We start from the raw sequence: 12246 nt of genomic DNA, 5'->3' as shown, positions 1-12246 counted from the left end.
AATGGAGTGTGAAAGGCAGACTTTGCTGCAAGCAGGCTAGCCCGAGTATCCAGCTTTGTCCTGCAATGGGCTTCGCGGGTCAGTATCAGAGGTTTTTTGGCTATCTAAGTTCAGCACATGCATTTTTCCCATACCGCCGTCCGCTCATTAGACGAAGGGCATTAAGCCTTCTACGCTTGGATTCGATAGCACTGAAATCCACTACTCTGGTGTCGCCCATGTTCAATACCAGCTTGAAAAAGGAATTACAGGCGCAACAAGCCGAGTTATCGATGTACCGACAGATGCAAAGGGGCATGGACGCCCGAATGGTGTCCATCACGGTGGATGCCAACTATCGCATTACTCACGCCAACACCAACTTTCTCAAGATGCTGGGTTATTCCGGCGAGCAATTGGTGGGGCGCAACATGGACCAGCTCATTCCGCCTTATGTCAAACAGCTCGACTGCTACCGCAACCTTGTGGCGGCGGTGCAAAAGGGCGAGTCGGCCTTCGACAGTTACCGTTTTATCAGGGCTGACGGCAGCCTGGCGTGGATTCGCGCCATGTGGCAGCCGATTCTGGATGACAGCGGCAAACTCCTGGAGATCAAGTGCTATGGCTCGGACATCACCCAGACTGTCGAAACCGCAGCCGAGAACTCGGCCTTCATCCAGGCATTGCTGCGCTCCACTGCCGTGATCGAGTTCGATCTGGGTGGTCACGTGCTGGTCGCCAATGATCAGTTCATGCGAGGCATGGGTTACAACCTTGGACAGATCAAGGGCAAACACCACAGCATGTTTTGCGACCCGCAAGAGAGTTCGTCGAACCAGTACAAGGAGTTCTGGGCAACCCTGAACCGTGGCGAGTTTGTTGCCAACCGCTTCAAGCGTATCGACAGCAATGGCCGGGTGGTATGGCTGGAAGCGACCTATAACCCGGTCCACGATGCCCAGGGCAAGCTCTACAAGGTCGTGAAATTCGCCACGGTGGTGACGGATCAGGTCCTGCGTGAAGAAGAGGTCAGCAAGGCAGCCAGTATCGCCTTTGAAATCTCTCAACAAACCGACGTCAGCGCCCAGCGAGGGGCAACAGTGGTCCAGAACACCGTTCAGACCATGCACCGGATCTCCGATGAACTGCAATCTGCCTCCTCGGGCATTGAGGCGCTGGGCAAGCAATCACTGCTGATCAGCTCCATCGTGCAGACCATCGGCGGTATCGCTCAACAAACCAACCTGCTGGCACTCAACGCCGCCATCGAAGCCGCAAGGGCTGGAGAGCAGGGCCGCGGGTTTGCGGTCGTGGCCGATGAGGTCCGCCAACTGGCAGGCCGAACCAGTGCGGCCACCGAAGAGATTGTCAGCGTCGTGCAGCAGAACCAGACACTGGCTGATGAAGCCGTGCGCGGTATGGCCAACAGCAGAGGGCAGGCAGAGCAGGGGTTGGCGCTGGCCAACGAGGCGGGCTCGGTGATTGTCGAAATCCAGGAGGGCGCCAAACAGGTAGTCGGAGCAGTCGGGCAGTTTGCCAATCAACTGAAATAAGGTAGTAACAGAGTAACTCGATACAGAAACGGACTTGAGCCACAATGGCGCCCTTTAGTTCATGACGCTGCCCGCATGCCGACGCATCGGGCAGCCTGTCGAAGGAAAGTCCACCGATGACTCTGTTTTCCGGAAAATGGCGCAAAGGTCTGGCGCTAGCGGCACCGCTGGCCCTGTTACTCACTGCATGTGATGTTACCGAGAAGCCCGCCAAGACCACACCACCTCATACCTCGTACAACAAGGCCACATGGGAAGCCTTGCCGGCTGTTTCCGACAGTGACTTGCAGGCCGGTTTCGGCTCATGGCGCAGCGCGTGTACCCGGCTCAAGGCCGATCCGGTCTGGGGCGGCACCTGTAGTGCGGCAGCCAGTCTGGCCGCAAATGCCAGCGCGACAGATATCCGCGGTTTCCTGCAAGCCAATCTGCAGGTCTACAGCCTGCGCAATGATGGCGGCAGCGCCGACGGCCTGATTACCGGCTACTACGAACCCATATACCCCGGCAGCCTGACACAGACCGCACAGGCTACGGTCCCGGTCTATGGCATCCCCGAAGATCTGATCGTGGTCAATCTGGACAGCATCTATCCAGAACTCAAGGGCAAGCGTCTGCGTGGGCGGCTTGAAGGGCGAGTGCTCAAGCCTTATGACGACGCAGCAACCATCAACGAGCAAGGGCTGAATGCGCCCGTGATCGCCTGGCTGACCGACCCGATGGATCTGCAATTCCTGCAGATTCAGGGTTCCGGACGAGTGAGCCTGCCAGACGGTACGCAAGCGCGCCTGGCATACGCCGATCAGAACGGTCGTCCTTATCGCGCCATTGGCCGCTGGCTGGTGGAGCAGGGCGAGTTGAAGAAAGAAGACGTGACCATGGGCACCATCGCAGCCTGGGCCAAGGCCAATCCGCAGCGCATCCCGGAACTGCTGGCCAGTAACCCCAGTTATGTGTTCTTCACTCGCAATCCGGACAGCAACGAAGGGCCGCGAGGTTCACTGAACGTGCCGCTGACTGCAGGTTACAGCGTGGCCATCGACCGCAAGGTGATCCCGCTGGGCAGCCTGCTCTGGCTGTCGACCACACGTCCTGACGGCAGCAGTCTGGTTCGACCAGTCGCGGCTCAGGACACCGGTGGTGCAATTGCCGGGGAAGTACGCGCCGATCTGTTCTGGGGCACAGGAGACGAAGCCGGGCATCTGGCCGGGGACATGAAGCAGAAAGGCAACATCTGGCTCTTGTGGCCCAAGGACAAAGCCCTGCCTCAGGATCCTGAGCCAGCGCAGAAGTAAGGCTCTGCGCAGCTCAACCGCCTCGGGCTATCCGAGGCGGTTATCCACCGTGAAATCCAGCTCCTTCGCCTTGGCCACAAGGGTCTTGAAGGACGAATGCTGCACATTGAGCAGATAGTTGGATTCACGCGGCACGATCACGCTGGGCACTGCCAGTGCCAGGCTTTGGCCGGAGTCCAGCCACGCATCGCCGAAGGATGCGGTCGAAGGCGGAGCAGGCTCCTCGCGCCAGTCCGGGGGAAGAATGTCGGGGCGCGCCTTGAGGATGCGATCCTTGGGAATCTGTAGTTCAAGCATGACGTAGTGCTGAACCATGCTGGAGTTATCCAGATGGACCAGCACTTCCAGCAATGCCAGTGACTCACTGCCAGCGCAGTACACGCAAGCCCGGCCCTTGCTGTTCCAGCGTCCACCGTAGAGCTTTGCGCCTTCGCCATCGAAAGCCTGGGCCAGCCATTTGCGTTTTACCAGACGGTAGACATGGATCACGCCACAACCCCGTGCTCAAGGCGGCCGATCAGGTCCAGTACGGCCTGGGCTTCGGCCGAAGTCGTGAGCATTTCCAGGGGCCGACGCTGGCCCAGTCCATAGACCGGCTTGGTCAGCCAGCGGCGGGTGGCTTCAATGTCGTCTTCAAACAAATCCAGCGCAGCCTTGTAAATGGCCGCCAGCCGAAACAGTCGGTCGCTTTCCTCTGCATTGAACTGACGCACTTTAAGGCGCCGTTGCAAGGTTGCAGGGGCGATCCCCAGGTGTTCGGCCAGAGTCGAGCGATTCAGGTCGGTGTAGTTGGCCAACCGCTCGAATACTTCGTAGGGCAACCCGGCACGCAGGGAGGTATACAACTGAGCGCCACGAGCAGGAACGCCCAGCTTTTGCCAGAAATCCTCGTCCTGAACCGGGGCAGGGTAATAGTCGCGAATAGCGAGTGGCATGACAGAATCCTTCCATCTACTGATAGTGACTAGCTATATCACTTGATCATTGATCTGTCATTCACACCACGGACAGACGGTTGAAAAACACCCGAATCAACAGGAAGTTCATGCTCTTTTTATTGGCGCAATATTCAGGAAAAAGCGTCAATAAATCATTATGTCATTGAGGTATATATCAGTTTCGTTGCCCTGCTATATTGAACCTGTGCTGTAGCGTAATCCCATGTGCGGCAAGGCTTGGTGCAATAAAGCATCATTGATTCATCAGGCTTTCACGAGCACAGTTATTGCATGAAAACCGGAAAGGGAACTATTGGGTTCAAGGATGTGTGTCGAGGTATCAAAAGGTTTTTTTATTGGCTCCGATCCGGCTCGTTTTCGTGAAGGCAATCGGACGTGTTGATACTCTGCTGCCGTCAGCCTGAAACTTTTGTAGTGAGAAACAATGAATGTCCATGATTCCGCTGCTGATTTGCGATGACTCCAACATGGCTCGCAAGCAACTGTTGCGAGCCTTGCCTGAGGACTGGGGTGTATCGGTCACGATGGCAACCAATGGACTTGAAGGGCTGGGTGCCGTTCGCAATGGATTGGGTCAGGTTGTATTGCTGGACCTGACGATGCCTGTGATGGATGGCTATCAGGCGTTGGCTGCCATCCGTGCAGAAAACCTTGAAGCCAAGGTCATTGTCGTCTCCGGCGACGTTCAGGATGAAGCCGTTCGGCGCGTCATGGAGCTGGGCGCGCTGGCCTTCCTGAAAAAGCCCGCCGACCCCGACGAACTCAAGCAGACCCTTGTACGACTGGGCCTGATGGGCGAACCGACAAAGGTGCCGACCGTCGTTCCTCCACTCAAGGATGGCGTCATCAGTTTCCAGGATGCCTTCCGGGAAACCATCAACGTCGCCATGGGCCGAGCGGCAGCTTTGCTTGCCAAGGTGCTGGGTGTGTTCGTGCAGTTGCCGGTCCCCAACGTCAACATGCTCGAAGTCGGTGAGCTGCATATGGCGCTGGCCGACGCCCACCGCGATCAACGCCTGACGGCGGTGTGCCAAGGCTATATCGGCGGCGGTATTTCCGGCGAAGCGCTGCTGATTTTCCATGACTCCGAACTCTCCGACATGTCTCAGCTCATGCAGCGCAGCTCGCCCGATTATTCGGACATGGAGATGCTGCTGGACCTGTCCACCGTCCTGATCGGTGCCTGTCTGAGCGGGATTGCCGAGCAGATCGATATCGCCTTTTCTCAGGGCCATCCACAGATTCTCGGAGCTCAGGGCGGGATCGATGACCTGATTCGCGTCAACAGCAAGCGCTGGAAGAAAACCCTCGCGGTGGAAATCAGTTACAGCGTCGAAGGCCATAACATCCATTTCGATCTGTTGATGCTGTTCACCGAAGACTCGGTCGAACTGCTTACGCGCAAACTTGCCTACATGATGAGCTGACCCCATGAGCCATATCGATATCAACGAGCTGCATTGGCTATTGGCCGTTACACAGAACATCGATGTCGGCATCGTGGTTCTGGATCGGGATTTCCGGGTGATGGTCTGGAATACCTTCATGGAGAACCGCTCCGGCGTGACACCGTACGAAGCGACCAGCAAGACCTTCTTCGAGCTGTTCCCCGAGGTCAACCAACAGTGGTTCAGCAAGAAGGTCGAGAATGTCGTGACCCTCGGCACGCCCGCCTTCACGATCTGGGAGCAGCGGCCTTATCTGGTGCGTTTCAAGAACTATCAGCCCATTACCGGGCAGGAAGAGTTCATGTACCAGAACACGACGATGTTTCCGCTGCGTGCGACCAACAACGAAATCAACCAGATCTGTCTGGTGATCTACGACGTGACGGATGTGGCCACCAACCGGCATCAGTTGCAGGCGGCGCTCAAGCAACTCTCCGACAGCAAGCCTGCAAACGGGTAAGCATCACAAGGACAAGGGCCGCCATCAGGCTGCGGCCCGCCTCCTGCTCGTGCTAGGATCGCGATTTTTCCGGTGACGTTCAGGGACATCATGCGACCTCAATCCACACTCACTGTTTTGCCTGTCGAGCACCCTCTGGTCGGGCGCGTCAGCCCGCCGGGCTCCAAATCGATCACCAACCGTGCGTTGCTGCTGGCTGGCCTGGCAAAAGGGACGAGTCGCCTGACCGGCGCCTTGAAGAGTGACGATACGCGCGTCATGTCCGAAGCCCTGCGCCTGATGGGCGTGCAGGTCGACGAGCCGGATGACAGCACCTTCGTGGTCACCAGCTCCGGCCACTGGCAGGCCCCGCAACAAGCGCTGTTCCTGGGCAATGCCGGCACCGCGACCCGTTTTCTGACGGCTGCACTGGCCAACTTCGAAGGTGAATTCATCGTCGATGGCGATGAGTACATGCGCAAGCGCCCGATTGGTCCGCTGGTCGATGCCTTGCAGCGCATGGGCGTGCAGGTCAGCGCACCGACCGGTTGCCCGCCAGTCACGATCAAGGGCCTGGGCGGCCTGTCCGCCGGGCGTATCGAAATCGACGGCAACCTTTCCAGCCAGTACGTCTCGGCCTTGCTGATGGCTGGCGCCTGCGGACAAGGCCCGATTGAAGTGGCCCTGACCGGCAGCGAAATCGGCGCACGCGGCTATGTGGACCTGACCCTGGCGGCGATGAAAGCCTTCGGCGCGGAAGTCGAGGCAATTGGCGATGCGGCCTGGAAAGTCTCGGCCACCGGTTATCAAGCCACGGATTTCCATATCGAGCCTGACGCTTCGGCGGCCACTTACCTGTGGGCGGCCCAAGTGCTGACCGAAGGCAAGATCGACCTGGGTGTCGCCACTGAAGAGTTCACCCAGCCCGATGCACTGGCCAGCCAGATCATCGACAGCTTCCCGAACATGCCGGCCGTGATCGACGGTTCGCAGATGCAGGACGCAATCCCGACGCTGGCGGTGCTGGCAGCGTTCAACAACCATCCTGTGCGCTTCGTGGGCCTGGCGAACCTGCGGGTCAAGGAATGCGACCGTATTTGCGCGCTGTCCCACGGGCTGTGCGCCATCGCACCGGGGCTGGCGGTAGAAGAGGGTGATGACCTGCTGGTGCATGCCAACCCGGCATTGAGCGGCCAGACCGTCGATGCGCTGATCGACACCCACTCCGACCATCGCATCGCCATGTGCTTCGCTCTGGCGGGCCTGAAAATCGCGGGTATCCGTATTCTCGATCCAGACTGTGTAGGCAAGACCTATCCCGGTTACTGGGCAGCGCTTGAGTCGCTGGGCGTGCAGATCGAACGCTAAAGCCCTTCGCGAATGAATTCGCTACACCGTGGGGAATTCATTCGCGAAAACGATATTTCGCTTCAGATCCCGAAGATTGGCTGCAACATCCGGGCAATCAGACCCTGGAAACGGAGCGGCGAGTCCGCAGCCAGTACGCAGATGCAATATTCATCTTTATTGGCCGTGGGCTGATGCTGGGTGTCGCTGTCCAGATCGGCGAGGTCTCCGGATCGGTATTCGCCCAGTTCATCGTGATACGAGCCCTGGAGCACAAGGGTCATTTCATTACTCTCGTGGCCATGCAACGGCATGCTGACGCCGGGGGCGATTCTCAGCAGCATGAGCTTGCCTTGCTCAAGCCCCTGGGCACGAACCCGCTGCACGCCGGGGAGCAGGGTTTTCCAGGGTTGCTCGCTCAAATACCGGCCAAAATGAGCGTGCAGAGAAACAGGCAGTAAATCCGCGCTCCGCTCTGGCGATACAACAGACTCGCGCTGTGGCAGGACAGCGGGCAGTTCATCCAGACGAGCAAGCATGGCTGCACGCCCCTTCAGTGGCTCCGCAACGCCACTGTGCTGCTGAATCAGCAAACCACCGATGCGTTCTGCATGGCGCAACCGTGTCCGGCATTCGGCGCACAGCTCAAGGTGAGCAGCGGTGACCAGAGAAATAGCCTGTGAAAGCGCACCCGAGGCGTAACTGACCAGGGTGGCCTCATCGGGGTGATGGACTGGGCTCATCATGACTCCTCGACTCTGGAGCGCAACTTCTGAAAGGCCAGACGCAGACACGACTTCACTGTCCCCAGAGGCATGCCGAGGCGTTGGGCGATCTCTCGATGGCTGAGCGCTTCAAAGTAGGACATCCGTAGAACCCTGGCCTGATCGGCAGGCAGGTTCTGGATGGCCATGTTCAGTTGTTGTTCCTGACGCTGGCTGTAATCGAGCGATCTGTCGGCGGGTGCCTCCAGAAGTTCGAGTTGCTCCAGCGAGTTCTGCACCACGACCCAGCCGCTGTCCTTGCGCACGCTGTCGATATAGAGGTTACGCGCAATCCTGAACAGCCAGGTTCCGAGGCTGGCCTTGGCCGGATCAAAGGACTCGGCCTTGTGCCACAGCTTGAGCAGTACTTCCTGCACCAACTCTTCGGCCTGCCCGTCAGGCACCTTCAACCCCGTCAGATAGCGCAACAGGCGAGGGGCGAAGTGATCGTAGATGCGCATGAAGCTGTCGCGGTCCTGACTGCGGGCCACGGCGGTGACTTCATCTGTCCAAAGTCGGGTTATGGGCGAGTCGCTGTGCGAGGGTGACACGTGACGGAAGGTCCTGATGCTGGCAATACTGCTCATGATCCACCTTCTGGTCGCCGTTGTCTGGTATTGGTCGGGCTGCCTGTGTGTTACGCAACCTGGGCCAGAACGGATCACAAGGTGAACTGCTGCGAAAAATATTTTTTAACTGGCGACCATGATAGCTGTCTGCCACAGGCTGGTGGAACCTGCGGTGTAGAAAAGCATCGGGAGACCGAATCGGCTCAAAGGCGGGAAGTTTATTTCAAAGCCGTCTAAGCCACTATGATTTCTGACAGTGGCCGAGAACGCCCTATTCATTACCCTAGAAGGCAAGGACGTTACTTCAACTCATCCCCTTGAGGGGGTTCTCATGGACACCAACCTTCCACACCACTCAATGAAAAACCTTCTGTTACGGCTAAGCCTGCTGCTGATGTTTATCGTCGGTGCAGGGCTGCTGATCACGCCTGGCCGTGCAGAAGCTATCAATCTGGCCGAATGCACAGGCACCCACACGGCAGAGTGGTCGCCTGGCCTGACCAACACGTCACAAACCATCAATGTTTCGACGAACAGCAACTGGACCGTCTGTGTACTTCCATTAGGCGTCAGCGCAGCATCTGCGCAGAGCTTTCAGGCGACCTTTTCCTGCCAGTCGTTTTTTCTGAAAACACCCACTATCACATGGGTCATCAACTGGAGCGATGGAACCACCAGCACCTACGCATTCACCGCACAGATAGAAAACTCCGGCAACTTGAATACTACGATCATCGGAGATGGCACGATCACCGACGGGCGTTACAAGGGGGCCAAAGCTCAAACCCTTTTCACGCTTGTGAACCTTAAGTCCATCTTGAACAACGACTGCAACCAGCCTTCGGGCGTTACCAAGGTGAGCGGTATTTCAAAACTTGTCATTTCACCTTTATAAGTGAACCCATGCACAAGAAGGTTGTGTGGCCGATCCCGCACAACCTTCCCTGCATCACTTCCCCGCCTTAAAGCACCACGCTGGGCAACCACAGCGAAATGGCAGGAATGTAGGTCACCATCATCAGCACCATGAACAGCGCCAGATAGAACGGCAGCAGTGCCTTGACGGTGGCTTCGATGGAGACCTTGCCCACCGCCGCCCCGACAAACAGCACCGCGCCAACGGGCGGTGTAATCAGGCCGATTCCCAGATTGACCAGCATGATCATGCCGAAGTGAACCGGATCGACGCCGATGCCGGTAATCACGGGCAGCAGGATAGGAGTCAGAATCAGGATCAACGGTGCCATGTCCATCACCGTACCCAGCAACAGCAACATGACATTGATGCACATCAGGATCACGTAACGGTTATCCGACAGGGTCAGGAAGGCCGTGGTGATCTTCATGGGGATTTCCATCAGCGTCAGGATGTAACCGAAGCTGGCAGCAAAACCGATCAGGATCATGACGATGGAAATGGTCCGCACCGCCCGGTGCATCAGCTTGGGCAAGTCGCGCCACTTGTAGTCGCGGTAGATGAACATGGTGACGAAGAACGACCAGACCACGGCAACAGCCGCCGACTCGGTCGCCGTGAACACCCCGGTGAGGATCCCGCCCAGGATGATGACCATGGCCATCAGGCCCCAGAGCGCATCGGCGGCAATTTTCAGTGCCTGGCGCAGTGGAATGACTTCGCCCTTGGGGTAATTGCGTTTGCGCGCAAAGATCATGCACAGAACCATCAGCACCGCGCTGAGCAACAGCCCGGGCATGATCCCAGCCATGAACAGCGAAGCGATGGACACCGTGCCGCCAGCCGCCAGCGAATACAGCACCGAGTTATGGCTGGGCGGCGTCAGCAAGGCTTGCACCGAACCACTGACCGTCACGGCGGTGGAGAAGTCCCGCGGGTAGCCTTTGCGCTCCATTTCCGGAATCAGCACCGAACCGACCGAAGCGGTGTCAGCCACTGAGGAGCCCGAGATGGCACCAAAGAAAGTCGAGGCGACGATGTTCACCAGCGACAGACCACCCCGCACGAAACCGACCAGTACGCCGGCAAACGCGACCAGTCGTCGGGACATTCCGCCTTCGGCCATGATTGCACCAGCCAGCACGAAGAACGGAATCGCCAGCAGCGAAAACTTGTTCACGCCGCCTGCCACCTGAATCATCAGTGCATCGAAAGGAATCTCGATCCACCAGGCTCCAATAAGCGCCGAAAGGCCCAGTGCATAAGCGACCGGCATGCCCAGGAGAATCAGCGCGATGAAGCTTCCCAGCAATATAAAAGCGTCCATTCATGCAGCCTCTTCGCTTTCTTCCAACAGATCGAAGCGCACGGCACGGCGGTGGCTTTGATCGCCCAGAAACAGTTTTTCCAGCACGAAGATCAGGGTCAGAATTCCGCCAATGGGAATCGGCAGGTAGGAAATCCCCACGCGCAGGAAAGGCATATCACCGAGAAATTGATTCCAGGTCGTCGCGCAGAGCTTGAACCCCTTGGTGGTCATGAACACACACACCACCGCCATGAGGATTTGCACCAGGACCGCAGCGGCCTTGCGCAGTTGCGGCGACATGCGTTCAGTCGCCATCGCTACCGCCATGTGCGCACCGGCACGGTAACTGGCGGCTGCGCCGAAGAAGGTGAACACCACCATCAGCAGGATCGCGGTGGGCTCCGGCCAACTGGAACCACTGCCCAGTACGTAACGGGCGAAAATGCCCCAGGGGATGATCAGGCTCATCGTCAGCACCGACAGACCGGCAATTGCGATGCAGATCCGGTAAAGCACGTCGTTAATGCGCAGTAGCGTATTTTTCATTGGGCTCACCACAGCAGCAAGCGGGCTTTCGCCCGCTGCGCGGCATTATCGAATGGGCTTAGTTGGCGCCGACCTTGGGTGCGTCTGACTTGACGGCTTCGATACGGCTGATCAGGTCTTTGTACGGCGCACCATATTTGTCGCGTACAGGTTGCGTGGCATCGTAGAAAGCCTTCTTCTGCTCAGGCGTGAGAGTGATGAACTCCACACCGCTCGCCTTGAGTTTTGCCTCGGCTTCGGACGACTTCTTGTCCCACAGCACACGCTCTTCCATCTGGGCTTCACGGGCCAGTTTTTTCACCAGCGCCTGCTGATCGGGGTTGAGCTTTTCCCAGGTCGCCTTGGAGATCACCACAGGCTCGGGCAGGATCAGGTGCTCGGTCAGGGTGTAGAACTTGGCGTTCTGATAATGGTTGTGCTCCAGCAAGGTTGGCGGATTGTTCTCAGCGCCGTCGATTACGCCGGTCTGCAAGGCACTGAAGATTTCGCCCGTGGCCATGGCAATACCGTTGCCGCCCATGCCATTGATGGTGTCGATGAATACCGGATTGCCTTGCACCCGGATCTTCATGCCCTTGAGGTCGGAGATCTGACGCACCGGCTTCTTGGTGTACAGGTTGCGAGTACCGCCATCCATCCAGGCCAGGGCCACCAGGTTGAAGTTCGAGTTGGTGATCTTGTCGAGGATTTCCTGACCGATTTCACCGTCGATGATGGCGCGCATGTGTTCATGGTCGCGGAAGACAAACGGCAGGTTGAACACGTTGACGTCCGGTACCACCGGGCCAACGATGCCCAGGCTGACCCTGGCCATTTGTATGGCATTGGCCTGAACCTGCTCGATCACTTCTTTCTCCGAACCCAGCACGCCGCCGGCGAACATCTTGAAGCTGATATCGCCGTTGCTTTGTTCCTGAAGTTTCTTGCCCATGTTCTGTTCGGCCACCACGGGCGGGTAACCGGAAGGATGTACTTCGGCGAATTTGATCTTTATCTCCGCCAGGGCGGCGTTCGAGAAACAGAAAGCCAACGGTAATACGGTGAGGAGGAGCTTGCGTTTGAAATCCATGGAGTTCTCCGATTTTGTTGTTTTTGGTCGGTGCTACGGGGATTTTCAGTGTCAGC

13 protein-coding genes and 1 pseudogene are annotated in these 12246 nt (G+C 57.7%); 7 read left to right on the top strand and 7 right to left on the bottom strand.

The genetic code is table 11. The annotated features are described in order from the left end of the window. Positions 1-65 precede the first annotated feature (65 nt). From ACODS3_RS10170 to mltA, 3 genes and pseudogenes are all read left to right on the top strand, one after another. Positions 66-995: pseudogene (locus ACODS3_RS10170) on the top strand (PAS domain-containing protein); the annotation flags it as partial. Further along, on the top strand, positions 975-1532 hold the full coding sequence (locus tag ACODS3_RS10165; RefSeq protein WP_374004994.1) for a methyl-accepting chemotaxis protein: 558 nt from the start codon (positions 975-977) through the stop codon (positions 1530-1532). The pseudogene ACODS3_RS10170 and the gene ACODS3_RS10165, both read left to right, overlap by 21 nt. Positions 1533-1648: 116 nt before the next feature. Next, the gene (gene mltA, locus ACODS3_RS10160; RefSeq protein ID WP_489034081.1) at positions 1649-2824 is read left to right on the top strand and encodes a murein transglycosylase A; all 1176 of its coding nucleotides are present in this window, start codon (positions 1649-1651) and stop codon (positions 2822-2824) included. 27 nt (positions 2825-2851) lie between these two features. Here mltA and ACODS3_RS10155 read toward each other — a convergent pair whose 3' ends face one another. Continuing rightward, positions 2852-3313: an RES family NAD+ phosphorylase gene (locus tag ACODS3_RS10155; RefSeq protein WP_201019481.1), complete on the bottom strand. Its 462-nt coding sequence runs from the start codon at positions 3311-3313 to the stop codon at positions 2852-2854. Further along, positions 3310-3759, bottom strand: coding sequence for a type II RES/Xre toxin-antitoxin system antitoxin (gene parS / locus ACODS3_RS10150; RefSeq protein ID WP_304574155.1), 450 nt, complete (start codon positions 3757-3759; stop codon positions 3310-3312). The genes ACODS3_RS10155 and parS overlap by 4 nt, the downstream gene beginning before the upstream one ends. 452 nt (positions 3760-4211) lie before the next feature. On the opposite strand from parS, the gene ACODS3_RS10145 reads away from it, so the two are divergent. The 3 genes from ACODS3_RS10145 (at position 4212) to ACODS3_RS10135 (ending at position 7038) form a co-directional block, all read left to right on the top strand. After that, positions 4212-5210 carry a response regulator gene (locus ACODS3_RS10145; protein ID WP_201019483.1) on the top strand — a complete coding sequence of 333 codons (999 nt, stop codon included), beginning with the start codon at positions 4212-4214 and terminating at the stop codon, positions 5208-5210. A gap of 4 nt (positions 5211-5214) precedes the next feature. After that, complete coding sequence (locus ACODS3_RS10140; protein WP_122320436.1) at positions 5215-5691, top strand: PAS domain-containing protein; 477 nt, start codon at positions 5215-5217, stop codon at positions 5689-5691. Positions 5692-5781: 90 nt separating this feature from the next. Continuing rightward, entirely contained in the window at positions 5782-7038 is a 1257-nt protein-coding gene (locus ACODS3_RS10135; protein WP_201019484.1) for a 3-phosphoshikimate 1-carboxyvinyltransferase, read from the top strand. A 62-nt stretch (positions 7039-7100) separates the two neighbouring features. On the opposite strand, the gene ACODS3_RS10130 is transcribed toward ACODS3_RS10135, so the two are convergent. Together ACODS3_RS10130 and ACODS3_RS10125 are read right to left on the bottom strand one after the other, a co-directional pair. After that, positions 7101-7760, bottom strand: coding sequence for a ChrR family anti-sigma-E factor (locus tag ACODS3_RS10130; RefSeq protein ID WP_201019485.1), 660 nt, complete (start codon positions 7758-7760; stop codon positions 7101-7103). Next, positions 7760-8272, bottom strand: coding sequence for a sigma-70 family RNA polymerase sigma factor (locus ACODS3_RS10125; protein WP_201019530.1), 513 nt, complete (start codon positions 8270-8272; stop codon positions 7760-7762). The genes ACODS3_RS10130 and ACODS3_RS10125 overlap by 1 nt, the downstream gene beginning before the upstream one ends. Before the next feature lie 409 nt (positions 8273-8681). Here ACODS3_RS10125 and ACODS3_RS10120 point away from each other — a divergent pair, with 409 nt between their 5' ends. Next, positions 8682-9245: a hypothetical protein gene (locus ACODS3_RS10120; RefSeq protein WP_489034080.1), complete on the top strand. Its 564-nt coding sequence runs from the start codon at positions 8682-8684 to the stop codon at positions 9243-9245. Positions 9246-9312: 67 nt separating this feature from the next. Here the strand turns inward: ACODS3_RS10120 and ACODS3_RS10115 are convergent, their stop codons facing one another. Genes ACODS3_RS10115 through ACODS3_RS10105 form a run of 3 tightly spaced genes read right to left on the bottom strand, consistent with a single transcriptional unit; the run spans position 9313 to position 12190 of the window. After that, complete coding sequence (locus ACODS3_RS10115; RefSeq protein WP_025257899.1) at positions 9313-10593, bottom strand: TRAP transporter large permease; 1281 nt, start codon at positions 10591-10593, stop codon at positions 9313-9315. Beyond that, a complete protein-coding gene (locus ACODS3_RS10110) occupies positions 10594-11121 on the bottom strand; it encodes a TRAP transporter small permease (protein ID WP_201019486.1) in 528 nt (175 codons plus the stop codon). 58 nt (positions 11122-11179) lie between these two features. Beyond that, positions 11180-12190, bottom strand: coding sequence for a TRAP transporter substrate-binding protein (locus ACODS3_RS10105; RefSeq protein WP_201019487.1), 1011 nt, complete (start codon positions 12188-12190; stop codon positions 11180-11182). Positions 12191-12246: the final 56 nt, after the last annotated feature.

Source organism: Pseudomonas sp. FG43, from assembly GCF_057809175.1.
Note: the sequence above shows the minus strand (reverse complement) of the source record. Positions and strands in the feature narration are given on the sequence as shown.